Here is a 19,700-nt window from a genome sequence, read left to right on the forward strand (position 1 = left end):
TTCGCATTACACCACAAACATCCTACTCTCACCGTTCTGGTGCGTCTGCCATTTCTTGCATATCGAAAAACATGAATCAACGAACAACACTTCCCCTGTGGGCCTGGGGCGGCATCGTGCTGCTGCTGGTCTGCCTGTCGCGCATCAGCATCGACATTTATCTGCCGTCGCTGCCGGCCATGGCCGATGCCCTGCATGCCAGCGATGCCCAGTTGCAACTGACCCTGAGCCTGTTCATGGCCGGCTCGGCCGCCTCGATGCTCGCTTGCGGGCCGCTGGCCGACCGCTACGGACGCCGTCCCGTGCTGCTGGCCGGCACGGCCATTTATGTACTCGCCAGCATCGTTTGCAGCGTGACTTCCGACGTGCACGTGCTGATCGCCGCACGCGTGCTGCAGGCGTTCGGCGGCTGCAGCGGCACCATCATCGGCCGGGTCATGGTGCGCGACCGCTTCGATCCCGCCACGCAGGCACGCATGCTGGGGAAAATATCGATGGTGATGGGTTTGTCGCCGATCCTGGCGCCGCTGGCCGGCAGCGTGCTCGACGCGGCGTTCGGCTGGCGCGCCGTGTTTGGCGTGCTGTGTGCGCTGGGCGCGCTTTCGCTGGGGTTGATCGCCGCCTGGGTGCCGGAAACCAAGCCGGCCAGCGTCGTGCCACAAGGTAATACTTTGGCGCTGTACCGCCGCCTGCTGGGCGACGCGTATTTCCTGCGCTATGCGCTGGCCATCGGCTGCGTGTATTGCACGTATTTCCCCTTCATCGCGGAATCATCCGTGCTGCTGCAAAGGGGCATGCACCTGTCGCCGCATGCGTATGCGCTGGTGTTCGCGCTGACGGTCAGCGGCTATATCGCGGGATCGAGCCTGTTTCGCGCACTGGGGCCGCGCCTGGGCGCCGATCATATGCTGGGCGTGGCGGTGCTGCTGAATGTAACGGGCGCGGCCAGCCTGTTGCTGGCCGGTACGTTGGCGCCGCAGCACGTGGCGTCGCTGGTGGCGCCCATGCTGCTGGTGATGGTGTCGGTGGGCATGGCCATTCCCGCCTGCCAGCTGGCCGTGCTGCAGCCGTATGGCGACCAGGCGGGCAGCGCCTCGGGCCTGTTCTTCTTCGTGCAGATGGCCATTACGGCCGCCTGCGGCGCCGTCATCGCCGCCATCACGGACGGCAGCGAAAAGCCGCTGCTGTGGGTGACGGCGGTGGCGAGTAGCGCCTTTGCCGCCGTCTGGCTGCTCACGAAGAGCCGGGCCAGCGTGGCGGCAGCCAGCCTTACATGACGATCTTCACCATCGGGTGGCCCGACAGCGCCATGTACAGGGCGTCGAGCTGCTCGCGGCTGATGGCGCGCACGGTGACGGTCAGGCCCGTGTAATTACCCTTGCCCGAAGGACGCTCTTCCATACGGCCTGCGTGGAAGGTCGGATCGTGGCTGATCACCAGCTCCAGCATGGTCGGCGCGAAGTCGACATGCGTCGGGCCCATGATCTTGATGGGAAAGTCGCTCGGGTATTCGATCAGCGATTCGCTGGGAGGAATGATGTGTTCGCTGGGAGGGATGGTTTGCATGGGAATTCCAATCAGTGCCGGTCAGTGCCAAAGGCGTATTGTAGCCAACTTTGGCAGCGCCTGCGCCCGCTGCCATGGCGCCAGGGGCGCGGAAAAAAAAAGCCAGCTTTGTAAGCTGGCGAAACTATTTCGTTTGGACAAAATAGCCGGAAAATCGGTGCTGTCAGCCGTGAAGGCATTGCGCTGTCTTGCAATGACGTCACTGTAGACAAAACACCGCGGCTTGACCGCTGAAATGTGACGAACTGTCGGTTTGGCGGCTTGAACGTCGATAATCCATGACCGGACGGACAGGCGGCCAGCGCCAGCGGCCCGTTCAGCGTTCCATTTCCTGCATCCGGCCACCGCGGCCGGGAGCGCCGCGCTCATTGGCCCTGTCGTTGGCCCTGTCATTGACCCTTTCTTGATTCCTGGCGCGCGCGGCTGGAGCCGGCATCGGCGGCGCTGCGGGCCGCGGCTGGGCCACGGGCGGCGGGGCAGGCATGGACGGCGGCGGTGCCGTTTGCAGCACTTCGCGGCGGGGGCCACGTTCTGCGCGATCCGGGCGCGGCGCATCAAAGGGACGCTCGGCGCGGGGCCGGTGCTCGCCACGCCAAGCGGGATGCGCCACCTGGTCTTGCACGGGTGGCAAGGCCGGCATCGCCGGCATCAGGGGCTGTTGCGGCTGTGCCGGCACGGGTGGCCGGTTCGGCTGCATGGGACGCGGCGCCAGGTGCGTCTGGCCATCGTCTGTCTGCAGGCGACCGGGGCGGTTGACCCAATCGCGCCGGAACTCCCTGTCGCCGCGCGACGCATCGGAAGGGCGCTGCCAGTTGCCCGCCGGCGCAGCCGGCGTGCTCAAGGGCATGCTTTGCAGCACGGGCGCCGGCATGATGGTGCGGTTGCGGTGTTCGCGCTCACCAGCCACGGGACGGCGCCCCTCGGCCACGCGGTTGAGGCGGCGTTCATACTCCGCGCTGGCGCGGTAGCCGGGCACGTAACGGTCGTGCGGCGACAGGGGAAACCAGCCCACGTCGGGACGCTGGCCGCGGTTCATCCCGTGATTGCCGCCAACCCAGCCCACCAGGGCCGGCGCCCAAGGCACGCGGCCGCGCTCGCGGCCCGGCGCCCAGCCCCAGCGCTGGCCCAGCAGTACCCAGCGGCCGTAATGCGAGGGCGCATAGCCCCAGGGTGCATTGTCGACCCAGGTCCAGCCCCATGGCGCGATCCACGTCCAGCGCCCGTCGCTGTACGGCGCCCAGCCGGCCGGCACCGTGCTGGGCAGCCACAGGGGGCCGTATTCCGCATCGTCCTGCCAGGCGCCGTAGCGGTCCAGCTCTTCATACCCTGTCGTATCGTCCGTGACATAGCGCAAGGCCGGCGCGGCGGCGGGCAAGGCTTCGGGCCAATTGTCGAAGGCGATCCGCTGCAAGGCGCCCGTGCGCAATTCTTCGTCCGTCAGTTCGGCGCGCTTGCCTGCACGCAAGGTCACGCTGCCCGTCGCGCCATCCACGTCGGCCGCCCCGTCGAGCACGCTGACGACGCTGGTGCCGGGCTGGCGCCCCGCCTCGATGCGCACCCAGCCCGGCTGGGTCAGGATCACGCGGGCCTGGGCCGTGGTCAGCTCGAAGCCGCGCAGCGCGTCGGGATTGCGCACGCGCACGCTGACCGTGCCATAGCTGAGGTGCAATTTGAAACTGTCGTCATCGAGTTCGCTCACTTCCAGCTCGGAATCGCCATCGAGGCGCACGGCGGCCGCGCCCACGCGCAATTCCGCCAGCGCGCCGCGCATGGTGCTCAAGCGGTTATCCGTCGTGACGGGCCAGTTCAGCAGGGCATTTTGCGCCTCGCCATCGCCGGCGCGCACCAGCACCTGCCCTTCGACGGTGGAAATGCGGCCCACGCGGGCAGGCGGATCTTCGGCCAGGGCCAGGGAGCACGCCGACGACAGCAACACGGCGCACACGGTATTGAGGAAGGGGAAAGACAGGATCGGACGCATGGCAGCGCTCCAGGCAGGACTTACAAGGATGACATGCCCGATTACATCCGCATTGGGCGGGCATCGCAAGCGGGCTTACAAATGTTTGCAACTTGCTCTGCCTCAGGACGCCGCCTGGCCACCGCGCTTGACGAAGAACAATGCCGTGCCGACGGCCATCAGCAAGCCGCCAAAGAAGCGGTTCTGCTTTTTCACGGCCTTGGCATCGCGGAAAAAACGCTGCATCGAGGAAGCCAGGAAGGCGTAACTGTGCATGACGATCTGGTCGATCGTGCACATGGTGACGGCCAGGATCAGCAATTGCGGCAGCAGGGGCGAAGTTGGACTGATGAATTGCGGCAATACCGCCACCATGAAAATGATGCCCTTCGGATTCGTCACATTGGTGAGAAAGCCCGTCAGCACGCGCCGGCCCGTGGGCGGCACCACGGCGTCGGCGTGCAGCTCACCCGCCACCGCCACCTTGGCGCGCCACTGCGACAGGCCCAGGTAGATCAGGTACAGGGCGCCCACCGTCTTGACGATATTGAACGCCACTTCGGAAGCCAGCAGCAAGGAGCCCACGCCGGCGCCGGCGATGCCCAGCACCACCAGCAGCCCCAGCTGCAGGCCGAGAATCGTGGCGCTGGCCTTCTTCACCCCGTACGACAGGCCGTGCGACATCGACAGCACGGCGCCCGAGCCGGGCGAGACGGCGATGATGGAGGCGGCGATGACAAAGGTGATCCAGGTGGCAAAGGACATGCGGTTTCCATAAAAATGATGGTGATGAGCAATTTTAACCCGCTCAGTGCGGCCTTGCCGGCCATCCCTGGGGTAAGATCGCAGTCACACCTTAGCCACATCGTTCCTTGCCGTACAACCAAGAATAACATCATGAAAAACAACACTTTCCTCGCTCCAATATTCCCTGCCACCACCGTGGGAGCGCGCTGAGATGGCCGGCTCCAGCCTGCTGGCCCTGCTCGACGACATCGCCAGCATCCTCGATGACGTTTCCCTGATGACCAAGGTGGCCGCCAAGAAGACGGCCGGCGTGCTCGGTGACGACCTGGCCCTGAACGCGCAGCAAGTGGCCGGCGTGCGCGCCGAGCGCGAACTGCCCGTGGTGTGGGCCGTCGCCGTCGGTTCGCTGAAGAACAAGGCCATCCTCGTGCCCGCCGCGCTGGCCATCAGCGCGTTTGCGCCGTGGGCCATCACGCCGCTCTTGATGGTAGGAGGCGCCTACCTGTGCTTCGAGGGTTTTGAGAAGATCGCGCATAAGTATTTGCACCCGGACGACAGCCACAAGGCCGAGCTGGCGCAGGCGCTGCGCGACCCGCAGGTCGACCTCGTCGCGCTGGAAAAAGACAAGATCAAGGGCGCCATCCGCACCGATTTCATCTTGTCGGCGGAAATCATCGTCATCGCCCTGGGCACGGTGGCCGCGGCCACCTTCGCCGAGCAGGTGGCCGTCGTCGTCGGCATCGCCCTGCTCATGACGGTGGGCGTGTATGGCCTGGTCGCCGGTATCGTCAAGCTCGATGATGCGGGCTTTTACCTGGCCGCGCGCAAGGGCGCGGGCGCGCTGATGGATGGCGTGCGCGGCTTTGGCCGCATGCTCGTGTCAGCGGCGCCGAAACTGATGAAATTTCTGTCCGTGGTGGGCACCCTGGCCATGTTCATGGTCGGCGGCGGCATCCTGACGCACGGCTGGCCATGGGCCAGCGGCATGCTGCACCATGTGGAAGCCGCCGTCGGCGGCGTGGCCGGCATCGGCCCCGTGCTGGCCGCCGTCACGCCCAGCCTGATCAATGCGGTGGCAGGCCTCATCGCCGGTGGCCTGGTGCTGGCCGGCGTCACGGCCGTGTCGGCTTTGTTGCGCATGATCAAGCCAAGCAAATAGACTTTCTGGTCTGATGGGGCGGCAGGCGCATCCGTGCCTGCCGCCCCGGCCATGCCGGCGGCGCCCGCTGCCCATGGAGACCCTATGCATGCTTCCCCCGCCCCACGCCCCAGCAGCGCCTTTATCGGCGCCTCCTGGGCGGCATTGCTGATCGGCATCGTCACCTACCTGTCCGGCCTGTGGAACGCCGGCATGGCCCTCAACGAGAAGGGCTATTACTTCACCATCCTCATGTATGGCCTGTTCGCCGCCATCTCGCTGCAAAAATCCGTGCGCGACCGTAACGAAGGCATCGCCGTGACGGGGATATACTTTGGCCTGTGCTGGATTTCCGTGCTGCTGGCCTTGCTGTTATTGACTGTGGGCCTGTGGAACGCTAATCTGCAAAATAGCGAGAAAGGGTTTTATGCGATGGCATTCCTGCTGAGCCTGTTTGCAGCCGTGGCAGTGCAAAAGAATGTGCGCGACGTGGCACGGGCCGCGCCAGCCACCTCTGCCGAGGCGCCGGGAACTTAAACACCAGCGGGGCATCTATTCCTGTATCCATGTCGGGAGAGGATGATGAGCGACCAGCAGAAACGTTTGCAAATGGCACTGGAGGCGGCGCACATGGCGATCTGGGATTCGCGCATCGTCGCTGGCGAGGTCATCGACGGCACGGTCAGCTGGTCGGCCAAGGGCGCCACCTTGCTGGGCCTGGAAGAGCGGGCGCTGACGCAGCCATTCCGCAGATTTCTCGACTGCGTGCACGCCGGCGACCGCGACAAGGTGATCAAAGTGCTGCAGGACGGCGTGCGCCGGCGCGGCGGCTACGCCCTGCAATACCGCGTCGTCTGGCCCGATGGCAGCGAACACTGGCTGGCGGCCAAGGCGCACATCTTCATGGATGCCGGCGGCCAGCCCGAACGCACCCTGGGCATCATTTGGGATATCACCGAGCACATGGCGCGCGAACTGATGATCGCCGAACGCAAGGAACTGGCCGAAGTGACGCTCAGTTCCATCGGCGATGGCGTCATCACCACCGATCCGTTCGGCAAGACGCGCTACCTGAACCGGGTGGCCGAGCAATTGACGGGCTGGAGCAACGAGCTGGCCCAGGGCCTGGATATCTGGGAAACCCTGAACCTCGTCGATGAACACACGGGAGAGCCGCTCGAACACGTGGCCATCAAATGCTTGCGCCAGCGCCAGGCCATCGGCATTTCCACGCACGCGCAGCTGGTCACGCGCGACGGGCGGCGCATCGCTGTGGAAGAGTCCGCCGCGCCCATCTGGTCGCGCAATGGCGACATCCTCGGCGCCGTCGTCGTGTTCCGCGACGTCAGCCACGAGCGCAAGCTGAGCCAGCAATTGTCGTGGCACGCCACGCACGACACCCTGACAGGCCTGATCAACCGGCGCGAATTCGAGCACCTGGTGGCTGGCGCCCTGCACACGGCCAAGCAGGATGGCCACGTGCATGCGCTGCTGTACCTGGACCTGGACCAGTTCAAGGTCATCAACGATACCTGCGGCCATGGCGCCGGCGACGTGTTGCTGCAGCTGCTGGCGAAGATGCTGCAGGCACAAATGCGCGACAGCGACATCCTGGCGCGCCTGGGCGGCGACGAACTGGGCGTGCTGCTGCCGCACTGTCCGCTCGACCACGCGCGCGTCATCGGCGAACAGCTGCGCCAGTCCATCCGCGATTTCCGTTTCGCCTGGGATAGCCGCAGCTTCGAGCTGGGCGTGAGCATCGGCATGGTGGAAATCAGCCAGGACAGCAAGTCCATGAGCGAGCTGCTGAGCGCGGCCGACCAGGCTTGCTACCTGGCCAAGGAGCAGGGCCGCAACCGCATCCACGTCTACCAGGAGTCCGACGTCATGCTGGCCCAGCGGCATGGCGAAATGCTGTGGATCTCGCGCCTGAACGAAGCGTTCGCCCACGATTATTTCCGCCTGTACGCCATGCCCATCGTGCACCTGCACGACAGCCAGGAACACCACGACGAAGTGCTGATCCGCATCCGCAACAGCAAGGGCGATTTGATACTGCCCGGCGCCTTCATCCCGGCTGCAGAACGCTACGACATGATGCTGTCCATCGACCGCTGGGTCATCCGTGCCGTCTGCGCACATATCGAGAGCGTGCGCGACAGCCTGCCGCCTTTGGCCGCGCTGGCGGAAAGCCGGCGCCGCGCACCGGCCCTGTATTCCGTCAACCTGTCGGGCATGTCGCTGGCCGATGCCGGCTTGCACGATTACATCACCGAGCAGTTCGTGCAGTTCGCCATCGCGCCCGAGCAGATCTGCTTTGAAATTACGGAAACGGCCGTCATCGCCAACCTGCCCAAGGCGCAAGTGTTCATGCGCCAGCTCAAGGCCCTGGGCTGCCGCTTCTCGCTCGATGACTTTGGCAGCGGCTTTTCCTCGTTCGGCTACCTGAAAGCGCTGCCCGTCGACTATCTCAAGATCGACGGCGTTTTCGTGCGCGACATCGCCACCAACGCCATCAACCGCGCCATGGTCAAGGCCATCAATGAAGTGGGGCACGTGATGGGCCTCAAAACGGTGGCCGAATACGTGGAAGACGCGGCCACCCTGGCCGTCATCCGCGAACTGGGCATCGACTACGCGCAAGGCTACGCCGTGGGCAACCTGCGGCCGCTGACGGCGGGCGTGGATTAGCCGCCAGCGGCAATCAGTATCTTTAAAGCAATGCCGCATTGCTATCGCTAAATGCGTGCAAGCACGACCAATCTTGAGGATTTTGATCTACATCAATAAATTTGCGCAGGCGACTCCTTACACTGATCTCCATTCTTGCAATCGTGCAAGTCTTACTCACCAATTGCCTATTTAACTGATCAGGAAGCCGCGACCATGCGACAAAATTTGCCAGTGACTAACCGTGAAGTCCTCGTCCTGGACGATCAGGCCATCGTGTCGAAAACGGATATGAACGGCAATATCGTCTATGTGAACCCCTACTTCAGCCAGGTCAGCGGCTTCAGCGAGGCCGAGCTGCTCGGTTCGCCCCAGAACATCGTGCGCCACCCGGACATGCCGGCCGAAGCGTTTGCCGACCTGTGGACCTCGATCCAGGCCGGCACGCCATGGACGGGCCTGGTCAAGAACCGCTGCAAGAACGGCGATTTTTACTGGGTGCGCGCCAACGTCACGCCCATCCGCGAAGCGGGCAAGACCATCGGCTACATGTCCGTGCGCGTGAAAGCGGACAAGGACCAGGTCAAGGCAGCCGAAGAAGCCTATGCGGCCATCCGCAACAAGGAAGGCGGCAACATCGTCATCAAGAACGGGCAAATCGTGCGCCCTGGTCTGGCACACCTGCTGCATAACCTGACGCACATGTCGCTCAACCTGCGCATCTGGGCCGCCACCTCCATCGTCAACTGTTTGCAATTGCTGGTGTGCGTCATCAGCCTGTTCGCCAGCGGCGGCAAGATCACCAATTACGCCATCTTCGGCGCCACCCTGTTCGGCTTCCTGATCAACGTTTTCCTCTGGTACACCTTGCGCATGTCCGTGCTCAAGCCGCTGGGCAAGGCCCTGAACGGCGCACGCGCCATCGCCGCCGGCGACCTGTCGGGCAGTTTTGAAACGGAAAGCACGGATGAAGTGGGGCAATTGCTGCGCGCGCTGCAACAGATGAACAGCAACCTGATCGCCACCATCCGCGACGTGCGCATCAACGTGGAAACCATGGCCGTGGCCACCAAGCAAATCGCCGTCGGCAATATGGACCTGTCGGGCCGCACGGAATCGCAGGCCGCCAGCCTGGAAGAGACGGCCTCGAGCATCGAGGAATTCTCGTCGACCGTGAAACAGAATGCGGACAACTCGGTGCAAGCAAATGAACTGGCCGTGGCCGCCTCGAAAGTGGCCGTGCAGGGCGGCGAGATCGTTGCCGAAGTGATCACCACCATGGACGAGATCAACACCTCGTCGAAGAAAATCGTCGACATCATCGCCTTGATCGAAGGCATCGCCTTCCAGACCAACATCCTGGCCCTGAATGCGGCCGTGGAAGCGGCGCGCGCCGGCGAGCAGGGCAGGGGCTTCGCCGTCGTGGCAGGCGAAGTGCGCAACCTGGCGCAGCGCTCGTCCGTGGCAGCCAAGGATATCAAGCAACTCATTGAAATTTCCGTCGGCAAAGTGGGCGCCGGCATGCTGCAGGTGAACCGCGCCGGCGCCACCATGGAGCAGGTGGTCAGCTCCGTCAAGCAGGTGACGGCCATCATGCAGGAAATTTCCATCGCTTCGCGCGAACAGAGCATCGGCGTCGACCAGGTCAACCAGGCCATCGCCCACATGGACCAGGTGACGCAGCAGAACGCGGCCCTGGTGGAAGAAGCCGCCGCGGCCGCCACGCGCCTGGCGGAAGAAGCTGCCAGCCTGTCGCAAGCCGTAAGCCTGTTCAATTTCGGCAAGATGCCGCCACCGCGCCGCGTCGCCATGCCTGGCGGCAAGTCGGGCGCTGCAGGCGCCGCGAACGCCGGCAAACCCGCCATGAAACGCCTGGCCGCCTAAACCTTTCAAGACTTTACACACATCATGCCTACACTACTCAGCAGTGCTTCCGCCGACCTGGACGCCGTCGTCGAATTCGACCCGGTCATCATCGGCAAGATGAGCCAGTCCGGCCCCCGCTACACGTCCTACCCGACCGCCGACCGTTTCAATGCGGAATTTGGCTACGGCAACTTCCTCGAAGCGCTGGCCGCCCTGCGCATGCGCGGCGGCCGCCGTCCGCTGTCGCTGTACGTGCACGTGCCGTTCTGCGACACCCTGTGCTACTACTGCGCCTGCAACAAGATCATCACGAAAGACCGCAGCAAGGCGGCCACCTATCTCAGCTATTTAAAACAGGAAATCGCCATGCAGGGCAAGCTGTTTGCCGGCATGAACCAAATCGAGCAATTGCACTTCGGCGGCGGCACACCGACTTACCTGAGCGAAAAGCAGATGGATGAACTGATGGCGCATTTGCGCCAGCATTTCGAGTTTGCTTCCGATGAAGACGGCGAATATTCGATCGAGATCGACCCGCGCACCGTCTCGCGCGAGCGCGTGTTTTCGCTGCGCGCGCAAGGTTTTAATCGCATCAGCCTGGGCGTGCAGGATTTCGATGCCGACGTGCAAAAGGCCGTCAACCGCATCCAGCCGGAAGCGGAAACGGTGGCCATCATGCAGGCGGCGCGCGACGCGGGTTTCCGCTCGATCAGCATCGACCTGATCTATGGCTTGCCGAAACAGAACCTGGAAACGATGACGGAAACCCTGCGCAAGGTGATCAACGCCAGCCCCGACCGCATCGCCCTGTACCACTACGCGCACATGCCGCATTTGTTCAAGCCGCAGCGCCGCATCCTCGACGCCGACATGCCCGACAGCGCCACCAAGCTGGCCATGCTGGGCCTGTGCATCGCGCGCCTGACGGCCGCCGGCTATGTCTACATCGGCATGGACCATTTCGCCAAGCCGACGGACGACCTGGCCGTGGCGCAGCGCCAGGGACGCTTGCACCGCAACTTCCAGGGCTATTCGACGCGCGCGGAAGCGGACCTGATCGCCTGCGGCGTATCGGCCATCAGTTCCGTCGGCGCCGTCTACAGCCAGAATGAAAAGACGCTGGACGCATACTACGAAAAACTCGACGAAGGCGTGCTGCCGATCGCGCGCGGCATCAAGCTCGATACGGACGATTTATTGCGCCGTATCATCATCCAGATGCTGATGTGCAATTTCGAATTGTCGATCGCCACCATCGAGCAAGCGCACCCCGTGAAATTCCGCAGCTATTTCGCCGCCGAACTGGACAAGCTGCGCGAACTGGCGCGCGACGGTTTGCTCGTCATCGAGGAAGACTGGCTGACGGTGACGCCGAAAGGGCGCTTGTTGATCCGCAATATCTGCATGGTCTTCGACCGCTACCTGACCCTGGCGCGCGCCAACACGGCGCCGGACGCGGTGCAGCCGCTGCGCTACTCGAAAACGGTGTAGCGCAGCGCGATGAATGCCCTCAGCCTCGTGCCCATGTTCCTGGTCGGTCTGGCCGGCAGCGTGCACTGCATCGGCATGTGCGGCGGCATCGTCGGCGCCCTGTCGCTGGGCGGCGGCGCAGCGGCGGCGCCCACGCGTCCCGTGATCGCCATCGCCGTGGCGCGCCCGGCATTGCAGACAAGCTTGCAGACGAATGTGCTGCGCGTGCTGGCCTACAACGGCGGGCGCATACTCAGCTACATGCTGGCCGGCGCCATGGCCGGCAGCCTGGCGGGCGCGGGCATGCTGCACCTGGCGTCACTGCAAGTGGCCGGCTACTGGCTGGCCAACCTGATGCTCGTCGCCCTGGGCCTGTACCTGATGGATGCCTGGCGCGGCCTGGCGCATCTGGAAGCGGCCGGCAACGTCGTCTGGCGCCGCGTGCGGCCCCTGTTGAAACCGCTGATGCCGATGGATACGCCGTTAAAAGCGCTGGCCGTGGGCGGGCTGTGGGGCTGGGTGCCGTGCGGCATGGTCTACAGCGCGCTGCTGATGGCCATGCTGCAAGGCTCGGCGCTGAACGGCGCGGCCACGATGGCCGCCTTCGGCCTGGGCACCCTGCCCACCCTGCTGGGCATGGGCTTGCTGGGTACGCGGCTGCGCGCGCAGATGCAGCGCCGTCCCGTGCGCATCGCCAGCGGCTTGCTGGTGCTGGGCTTTGGCCTGCTGGGCCTGCTGCGCGCCGCGCATGGCGTGTCGCTGGGCTGGCTCGACGCCCTGTGCGTCACGGGCCATCCATGAAAAGACGCATGAAAACAAACCTATGAATGCTGTTTTACAACCCTCCGCCTGCTTCCATTGCGGCTTGCCCGTCCCGAGCGGTTCCAGCTGGAACGTCACCATCGACGACGTGCCGCGCGCCATGTGCTGCCCCGGCTGCGAAGCTGTGGCGCAAACCATCGTCGACATCGGCCAGAGCGCGTACTACCGCGACCGCGACGAATATGCCGTCAACGCGGCTGATGCGACCATGGTGCCGCCCGAGCTGCGCCTGTACAGCAATGATGACGCGCAATTCGCGCGCGACGCCAGCAGCTGCGAAGCGACCCTGTCCGTCGAAGGCATCCGCTGCGCCGCTTGCGTCTGGCTGATCGAGCGCCAGCTGACGCGTCTGCCCGGCGTACAGGCGGCCAGCCTGAACGTCGCCACGGAGCGCCTGTACGTGCGCTGGAGCCGCGCCGAATGCGAACCGGGCGACATCCTGCAAGCCGTGCGGCAAGTCGGCTACACGGCCTATCCGTATGATGCCGTGCGCCATGGCGAGCGCCTGCAAAAGGCCAGCAAGACCCTGGGCCGCCAGCTGTTCGTGGCCGGTCTGTCGATGATGCAGGTCATGATGTACGTGGCGCCCGCCTACCTGGCCGAGGATGGCACCCTGGATGACAATATGGCCAGCCTGATGCGCTGGGCCAGTTTGCTGCTCACCTTGCCCGCCATCTGCTACTCCGCCATGCCGTTTTTCCAGGGCGCCTGGGCCAGCTTGCGCGCGCACACCCTGGGCATGGACGTGCCCGTGGCGCTGGGCATCCTGGCAGCCTTCTTCGGTAGCGTGGTGGCGACCTTTACGGGCCGCGGCGAGGTGTATTACGACTCGGCCACGATGTTTATCTTCCTGCTGCTGTGCAGCCGCTATTTCGAGCTGCAGGCGCGACGCAAGGCCGCCTCGGCCCTTGAGCGCCTGCAGCACGCCTTGCCCGCCTCGGCCTCGCTGATGGCGGGCTTCCCGGACCACCGCGCCACCACCCTGGTGCCGGCCGGCAGCCTGGCCGTCGGTGACATCATCCTGGTGAAACCGGGCGAGGCGATCGCCGCCGACAGCGTCATCGTCGAGGGGAGCAGTGCGCTGGACCTGTCGCTGCTGACGGGCGAAAGCGCGGCGCAGCGCAGGAAAATGGGCGAACAGGTGCCGGGCGGGGCGATCAACGCCAGTGCGGCGCTCATCTTGCGCGTATTGAAACCGGCGCGCGAAAGCACCCTGTCCGATTTATTGAAACTGATCGAGCGGGCCGGCAGCGGCAAGCCGCAGATCGCGCAGTGGGCCGACAAGGTCGCCGCCTGGTTCGTGCTGGGCCTGCTGCTGTTTGCCATCGCCGTGTTCGCCTTCTGGAGCTGGCATGACCCAGCCCAAGCCTGGCCCGTGGCCATTGCCGTGCTGGTCGTGTCGTGCCCGTGTGCGCTTTCTCTGGCCACACCGACGGCGCTGGCGGCCGCCACCGACAGCCTGTTGCGGCGCGGCGTGCTGATCGTCCAGCCACACGTACTGGAAACCTTGCACCGCGCCACCCACATCGTCTTCGACAAGACGGGCACCCTGACCCTGGGCCGGCCCGTGCTGCGGCAAATCGAGGGACTCGGCAGCATGGGCGAGGACGCGTGCCTGCAGGTGGCCGCCGCGCTGGAAGCGGGCAGCGCCCATCCGCTGGCGCAGGCGATACTGGCAGCAGCCAAGGAACAGCCACGCACGCACGCGGAACAGTTGCAGGAAGTACAGGGCCAGGGCCTCGAAGGCAGCGTCGATGGTGTGCGCTACCGCCTGGGCAATGCGGCCTTTGTCGCCGCCATCGCCGGCCCGCCGCTGGGCGATACGGCCGTCGGCATGCAGGGCATGACGCCGCTGTACCTGGGCACGCAGGGGCGCTGGCTGACGCGCTTCCTGCTCAGTGACGCACTGCGCCCGGAAGCGCGCGAAGTGGTCGCGTATTTCCACCGGCGCGGCAAGCAAGTCGTGCTGCTCAGTGGCGACCAGGAAGCGCTGACGCAAAGCGTGGCGACGGAACTGGGCATCAACACGGCCTGCGGCGAATGCCTGCCCGATGAAAAGCTCGATTTCGTGCAGCAACTGCAGGCCACGGGCGCCGTGGTGGCGATGGTGGGCGACGGCATCAACGACGCCGCCGTGCTGAGCGGCGCCGACGTGTCCTTCGCCATGGGTTCCGGCGCCGCGCTGGCGCAGGCCCATGCGGACACGGTGCTGCTGTCAAGCCAACTGGTTTCCGTGCTCGACACGGCGAAAACGGCGGCGCGCAGCATGCGCATCATCCGCGAAAACCTCGCTTGGGCAACCCTGTACAATCTGACGGCCATCCCGGCCGCCGCGCTGGGTTTTTTGAACCCCTGGCTGTCCGGCGTCGGCATGGCTGCCAGCTCGGCCGTCGTCATCGCCAACGCCCTGCGCCTGCGGAAAGTCTAATGGAAGCTCTTTACCTCCTGATCCCCTTGAGCGTCGTGGTCGTCTTCATCGCCCTGTGGGTGTATTTCACGGCGTCCGACAGCGGCCAGTTCGACGACCTCGTCGGACCGGGCCTGCGCGTGTTGCAGGACGACGATACGATGGCCAAGCCGCCGACGCCCGGCGAACCGCATCCCTGACCCCACCAGCCCGGCTGGCGTCCCGCACGCCATGCCGGCGCGTCTGCCCCTCATCCCTCCTGATTGCAGGGATCTTGCATGGCTTTTTTGACGGGAATTTGATCGAGATATCACTTTATTTCGATGCCAGTTCGCTACGCTTATTTCATCCGGGGAATTTTGATCCACATCAAAGTTTTTTCGCGGTCAAACACTTACTCTCTGGCCACCATCATAAATAGTAATTCCAGGGAGAGTCTTTGTGGATCAATCGCTGAACTATAACTACAAGATCGTGAAGCAATTCGCGGTCGCTACTGTGGTATGGGGCATCATCGGCATGCTGGTTGGCGTTATCATCGCCGCTCAGCTGGCCTGGCCTGCCCTGAACCTCGATATACCATGGCTGACATACGGACGCTTGCGTCCGCTGCACACGAATGCGGTGATTTTCGCCTTCGGCATCTGCGGCCTGTTCGCTACCTCGTACTACGTTGTCCAACGCACCTGCCAGGTGCGCCTGTTTTCCGACAAACTGGCCGCCTTCACCTTCTGGGGCTGGCAAGCGGTGATCCTGTGCGCCGTCGTCACCCTGCCCATGGGCATGACACGCGGCAAGGAATACGCGGAACTGGAATGGCCTATCGCCATCCTCATCGCCATCGTCTGGATCGCCTACGCCATCGTGTTCTTCGGCACCCTGATCAAGCGCAAGGTAAAACACATCTACGTGGCCAACTGGTTCTTCGGTGCCTACATCCTGGCCGTGACGATTTTGCACGTGGTCAATGGCGCCGTCATGCCAGCCTCGTTCACCAAGTCGTATTCCGCGTATGCGGGCGTGCAGGACGCCATGATCCAGTGGTGGTACGGCCATAATGCGGTGGGTTTCATCCTGACCGCCGGCTACCTGGGCATGGTTTACTACTTCATCCCGAAACAGGCCGAGCGCCCCGTGTACTCGTACCGTTTGTCGATCGTCCACTTCTGGGCGCTGATCTTCACCTACATGTGGGCGGGCCCGCATCACCTGCACTACACGGCATTGCCTGACTGGACGCAATCGATCGGCATGGTCTTCTCGCTGGTCCTGCTGGCACCAAGCTGGGGCGGCATGATCAACGGCATCATGACCCTGTCGGGCGCCTGGCACAAGCTGCGCACCGATCCGATCCTGAAATTCATGATCGTCTCGCTGTCGTTCTACGGCATCGCCACCTTCGAAGGTCCGATGATGTCGATCAAGACCATCAACTCGCTGTCGCACTACACCGACTGGACCGTTGCCCACGTGCATGCGGGCGCTCTGGGCTGGGTGGGCTTCATCACCATGGGTTCGATCTACTATCTGCTGCCACGCCTGGCGGGCCGCACGCAGATGCACAGCACGCGCCTGGTCGACGTGCACTTCTGGGTGGCCACCATCGGCATCGTGCTGTACATCGCCGCCATGTGGATCGCCGGCGTGATGCAGGGTCTGATGTGGCGCGCGGTCAATCCGGACGGCACCCTGACCTACACCTTTGTCGAGAGCGTGAAAGCGACGTATCCGTACTACGTGGTGCGCGTGGCCGGTGGCCTGCTGTACCTGTCGGGTATGTGCATCATGGGCTACAACACCTGGATGACCTTGCGCGGCAGCAAACTCCCCGTCGCCCGCATTCCGGAACTGAACGCGGCGCACGCCTGATAGGAGCATAAGCAAATGAAATTTTCACATGCATGGATTGAGAGAAACCCCTGGCTGCTGATCGCCCTGGTCACGGTAGTGATCAGCATCGGCGGCGCCGTCGAGATCGTTCCCCTGTTCTTCCAGAAGAGCACGACGGAGCCGGTCGCCGGCCTGAAGCCGTATTCGCCGCTGCGCCTGGCGGGCCGCGACATTTACGTGCGCGAAGGCTGCTACAACTGCCACTCGCAGATGGTGCGTCCGCTGCGCGCGGAAACGGAACGCTATGGCCACTATTCGGTCGCTGGCGAATTCGTCTACGACCATCCGTTCCAGTGGGGTTCCAAGCGCACGGGGCCCGACCTGGCCCGCGTGGGCGCGCGCTACAGCGACGAATGGCACCGCACGCACTTGAACAACCCGCGCGACGTGGTGCCCGAGTCGAACATGCCGTCCTACCCCTGGCTGGCGAAGACCAAGCTGGTGCCTGACGAAATCATGCCGAAGATGCGCGCCCTGAAACGCCTGGGCCAGCCGTACAGCGATGAAGAGATCGCCGCCGGCCCCGCGCAGCTGCAGGACAAGACGGAAGAAGACGCCCTGGTCGCCTATCTGCAAGGCCTCGGTACATTAATCAAAACAAGGAATTAGCATGGCAATCGAAAACCTGTTTGACAGCGCCAGCAGCGTCATGACGGTGGTTTCCTTTACGACGTTCGTGGGCATCCTGTGGTGGACGTTCAGCCGCAGCAACAGCGACTTCGACGCGGCGGCACGCCTGCCGTTCGCCGATGACGCGCTCGACTATCCGGCCGAGGCCGAGATGAACCTGGCGAAGGAGCATCACCATGGCTGACTTTACCAATGGCTTCTGGAATATCTACATCGTCGTGCTGTCCCTGCTGGGCATCATCGGCTGCGGCGTGCTGCTGTACTCGCAGTCGAAAATCAAAGTGGTCGAGGGCGCCCCTGCCGACGGCACCACGGGCCACGTCTGGGACGAGGACTTGAAGGAACTCAACACGCCGATGCCGCGCTGGTGGATGTGGTTGTTCTACATCACCATCGTCTTCGCCCTGGCCTACCTGTTCCTGTATCCAGGCCTGGGCACCTATGCCGGCAGCCTGGGCTGGAAATCGACGGGCCAGTACGAGGAAGAGCTGAAGAAGGCGGAAGCCGACTACGGTCCCCTGTTCAACAAGTACCTGAGCCAGGACTTGAAGACGGTGGCCGCCGATCCGCAGGCGCAAGCCATCGGCCAGCGTTTGTTCCTGACCTACTGCGCGCAATGCCACGGTTCGGATGCGCGCGGCAACAAGGGCTTCCCCAACCTGACGGACAAGGACTGGCTGTATGGCGGCGAACCCGACATCATCAAGACCACCATCCTGCACGGCCGCAATGGGCAGATGCCACCGATGGGCGCCGCCCTGGGCTCCGAAAAGGATGTCGAGAACGTGGCCCATTATGTGCTGAGCCTGTCCGGTTCGACCTCGGATCCCGTCAAGTCGGTGCTGGGCAAGGCCAAGTTTGGCGCCTGCATGGCCTGTCATGGTGCCGATGCCAAGGGTAACCAGATGCTCGGCGCGCCGAACCTGACGGACAAGACCTGGCTGTACGGCGGCAGCGCCGACACCATCATGGAAACCGTACGCAAGGGACGCAGCAACACCATGCCGGCCTTCAGCGATTTCCTCGGCGAATCCAAGGTACACGTGCTGTCGGCGTATGTCTGGAGCCTGTCGAATCCGCAGGCACCCGCCAAGTAAAAATGGAACCTCAAGTCATCAAGATGTATGCGGCCCGCGAGCAGATCTACCCTCGCGAGGCCAAAGGACGCTACGCTACCTGGCGATGGGTATGCGTATGGCTTACCCAGCTGGCGTTCTACGGCTTGCCGTGGTTGACCTGGAATGGCAGGCAAGCCCTGCTGTTCGATTTGACCACGCGCAAGTTCTACATTTTCGGCGTCGTGCTGTGGCCCCAGGATTTCATCTATCTGGCGGCCCTGCTGATCATCTGTGCGTATTTGTTGTTCCTCGTCACGGCCATTGCCGGGCGGGTGTGGTGCGGGTTCTCTTGCCCGCAAACGGTATACACGGAAATTTTCCTGTGGGTCGAACGCCACATCGAGGGCACGCGCAGCGCGCGCATGGCCCTCGACAAGCAGGGCCCCTCCGTGCGCAAGGCGTTCAAGAAGACGGCCAAGCACCTGACATGGGGCGCCATCGCCCTGTGGACGGGCTTTACCTTTGTCGGCTACTTCACGCCGATCAAGGAACTGGCGCAGTCGGTGACCACCCTGAACTTCGGTCCCTGGGAATGGTTCTGGGTCTTGTTCTACAGCCTGGCAACCTACGGCAACGCGGGCTGGCTGCGCGAGCAGGTGTGCAAATACATGTGCCCCTACGCGCGCTTCCAGAGCGCCATGTTCGACCAGGACACCCTGATCATCACCTATGATGCCAAGCGCGGCGAACCACGCGGCGCCATGAGCAAGAAGGCCGGCAACAACGACAAGCTGGGCGATTGCATCGACTGTACCCTGTGCGTGCAGGTGTGTCCGACCGGTATCGATATCCGCAACGGCCTGCAGTATGAATGCATCGGTTGCGCCGCTTGCGTCGATGCCTGCAACAGCGTGATGGACAAGGTTGACCGGCCACGGGGACTGGTACGCTACAGTACCGACCATGCGATGGAAAACAACTTCAATTCGAAGCAGATACGCCAGCGCGCCATGCGCCCGCGCGTCCTGATCTACACTTCCATCCTGGCCCTGATCATCATCGCCGTATGTACGTCGCTGGCCCTGCGCACGCCCCTGAAAATGGACGTGATCCGCGACCGCGGTTCGATGGGACGCGAAGTGGAAGACGGCATGATTGAAAACGTCTACCGTCTGCAGATCATGAACACGTCGGAGCAAACCCAGCATTTCAAGATCAGCGCTTCCGGCTTGCCGGGCCTGACCTTGCTGACGCGCGAAGAAGTGACCTTGCAGCCGACGGAAACGCTGGGTTGGCCGATCCGTCTGCGCGTGCCGCACGGCGTGGGAGAGAAGGGTTCGAACAAGATTGCGATCGAATTGCACTCGCTGGACGACCCGTCGCTGCATGTGCGTGAAAGCGCGGTATTCATCGTGCCACGTTAACAAGGAAAGGCGGACGGGGACCGGGTGCCCTCGCCGCCGCCACGAAGTTGCA

General features: G+C 63.7%; 17 protein-coding genes. 14 read left to right on the top strand and 3 right to left on the bottom strand.

Annotated elements, in window-relative coordinates; all coding sequences use genetic code 11:
• Positions 1 to 71 precede the first annotated feature (71 nt).
• Positions 72 to 1,277 carry a multidrug effflux MFS transporter gene (locus tag AC3IQ7_RS01100; RefSeq protein ID WP_489208127.1) on the top strand — a complete coding sequence of 402 codons (1,206 nt, stop codon included), beginning with the start codon at positions 72 to 74 and terminating at the stop codon, positions 1,275 to 1,277.
• On the opposite strand, the gene AC3IQ7_RS01105 is transcribed toward AC3IQ7_RS01100, so the two are convergent.
• The 3 genes from AC3IQ7_RS01105 to AC3IQ7_RS01115 form a co-directional block, all read right to left on the bottom strand.
• Positions 1,270 to 1,566 (bottom strand): DUF493 family protein, encoded by a 297-nt coding sequence (locus AC3IQ7_RS01105; RefSeq protein ID WP_099377623.1) that lies wholly within the window; start codon positions 1,564 to 1,566, stop codon positions 1,270 to 1,272. The genes AC3IQ7_RS01100 and AC3IQ7_RS01105 overlap by 8 nt on opposite strands.
• A gap of 316 nt (positions 1,567 to 1,882) precedes the next feature.
• A complete protein-coding gene (locus AC3IQ7_RS01110; protein WP_489208128.1) occupies positions 1,883 to 3,547 on the bottom strand; it encodes a DUF6600 domain-containing protein in 1,665 nt (554 codons plus the stop codon).
• 102 nt (positions 3,548 to 3,649) lie between these two features.
• A complete protein-coding gene (locus tag AC3IQ7_RS01115; RefSeq protein WP_489208129.1) occupies positions 3,650 to 4,291 on the bottom strand; it encodes a LysE family transporter in 642 nt (213 codons plus the stop codon).
• Between the two features lie 193 nt (positions 4,292 to 4,484).
• Between AC3IQ7_RS01115 and AC3IQ7_RS01120 the strand changes: the two genes are divergently transcribed.
• The 13 genes from AC3IQ7_RS01120 to ccoG all read left to right on the top strand — a co-directional run bounded on the left by AC3IQ7_RS01120 (position 4,485) and on the right by ccoG (position 19,648).
• Positions 4,485 to 5,432, top strand: coding sequence for a DUF808 domain-containing protein (locus tag AC3IQ7_RS01120; protein ID WP_099377626.1), 948 nt, complete (start codon positions 4,485 to 4,487; stop codon positions 5,430 to 5,432).
• A gap of 84 nt (positions 5,433 to 5,516) precedes the next feature.
• Positions 5,517 to 5,948 carry an inner membrane protein YiaA gene (gene yiaA, locus AC3IQ7_RS01125; protein ID WP_322429044.1) on the top strand — a complete coding sequence of 144 codons (432 nt, stop codon included), beginning with the start codon at positions 5,517 to 5,519 and terminating at the stop codon, positions 5,946 to 5,948.
• 45 nt (positions 5,949 to 5,993) lie between these two features.
• Positions 5,994 to 8,102: an EAL domain-containing protein gene (locus AC3IQ7_RS01130; RefSeq protein WP_489208131.1), complete on the top strand. Its 2,109-nt coding sequence runs from the start codon at positions 5,994 to 5,996 to the stop codon at positions 8,100 to 8,102.
• A gap of 195 nt (positions 8,103 to 8,297) precedes the next feature.
• Complete coding sequence (locus tag AC3IQ7_RS01135) at positions 8,298 to 9,965, top strand: methyl-accepting chemotaxis protein (protein WP_099377629.1); 1,668 nt, start codon at positions 8,298 to 8,300, stop codon at positions 9,963 to 9,965.
• Between the two features lie 24 nt (positions 9,966 to 9,989).
• Positions 9,990 to 11,438 (top strand): oxygen-independent coproporphyrinogen III oxidase, encoded by a 1,449-nt coding sequence (gene hemN, locus AC3IQ7_RS01140; RefSeq protein ID WP_099377630.1) that lies wholly within the window; start codon positions 9,990 to 9,992, stop codon positions 11,436 to 11,438.
• Positions 11,439 to 11,447: 9 nt separating this feature from the next.
• The gene (locus AC3IQ7_RS01145; protein WP_489208132.1) at positions 11,448 to 12,218 is read left to right on the top strand and encodes a sulfite exporter TauE/SafE family protein; all 771 of its coding nucleotides are present in this window, start codon (positions 11,448 to 11,450) and stop codon (positions 12,216 to 12,218) included.
• 22 nt (positions 12,219 to 12,240) lie between these two features.
• Positions 12,241 to 14,667: a heavy metal translocating P-type ATPase gene (locus AC3IQ7_RS01150; RefSeq protein ID WP_489208133.1), complete on the top strand. Its 2,427-nt coding sequence runs from the start codon at positions 12,241 to 12,243 to the stop codon at positions 14,665 to 14,667.
• Positions 14,667 to 14,846 carry a cbb3-type cytochrome oxidase assembly protein CcoS gene (gene ccoS, locus AC3IQ7_RS01155; protein WP_322429047.1) on the top strand — a complete coding sequence of 60 codons (180 nt, stop codon included), beginning with the start codon at positions 14,667 to 14,669 and terminating at the stop codon, positions 14,844 to 14,846. Before AC3IQ7_RS01150 ends, ccoS begins: the two co-directional genes overlap by 1 nt.
• A gap of 241 nt (positions 14,847 to 15,087) precedes the next feature.
• A complete protein-coding gene (gene ccoN, locus AC3IQ7_RS01160; protein WP_035823294.1) occupies positions 15,088 to 16,515 on the top strand; it encodes a cytochrome-c oxidase, cbb3-type subunit I in 1,428 nt (475 codons plus the stop codon).
• A 15-nt stretch (positions 16,516 to 16,530) separates the two neighbouring features.
• Entirely contained in the window at positions 16,531 to 17,145 is a 615-nt protein-coding gene (gene ccoO / locus AC3IQ7_RS01165) for a cytochrome-c oxidase, cbb3-type subunit II (protein WP_035823296.1), read from the top strand.
• A 1-nt stretch (position 17,146) separates the two neighbouring features.
• Positions 17,147 to 17,350 (top strand): cbb3-type cytochrome oxidase subunit 3, encoded by a 204-nt coding sequence (locus AC3IQ7_RS01170; RefSeq protein WP_035823305.1) that lies wholly within the window; start codon positions 17,147 to 17,149, stop codon positions 17,348 to 17,350.
• Entirely contained in the window at positions 17,343 to 18,263 is a 921-nt protein-coding gene (gene ccoP, locus AC3IQ7_RS01175; protein WP_219309924.1) for a cytochrome-c oxidase, cbb3-type subunit III, read from the top strand. Before AC3IQ7_RS01170 ends, ccoP begins: the two co-directional genes overlap by 8 nt.
• Positions 18,264 to 18,265: 2 nt before the next feature.
• On the top strand, positions 18,266 to 19,648 hold the full coding sequence (ccoG, locus tag AC3IQ7_RS01180; RefSeq protein ID WP_489208134.1) for a cytochrome c oxidase accessory protein CcoG: 1,383 nt from the start codon (positions 18,266 to 18,268) through the stop codon (positions 19,646 to 19,648).
• Positions 19,649 to 19,700 lie beyond the last annotated feature (52 nt).

The sequence above is a fragment of the Janthinobacterium sp. GL_088 genome, assembly GCF_057837845.1.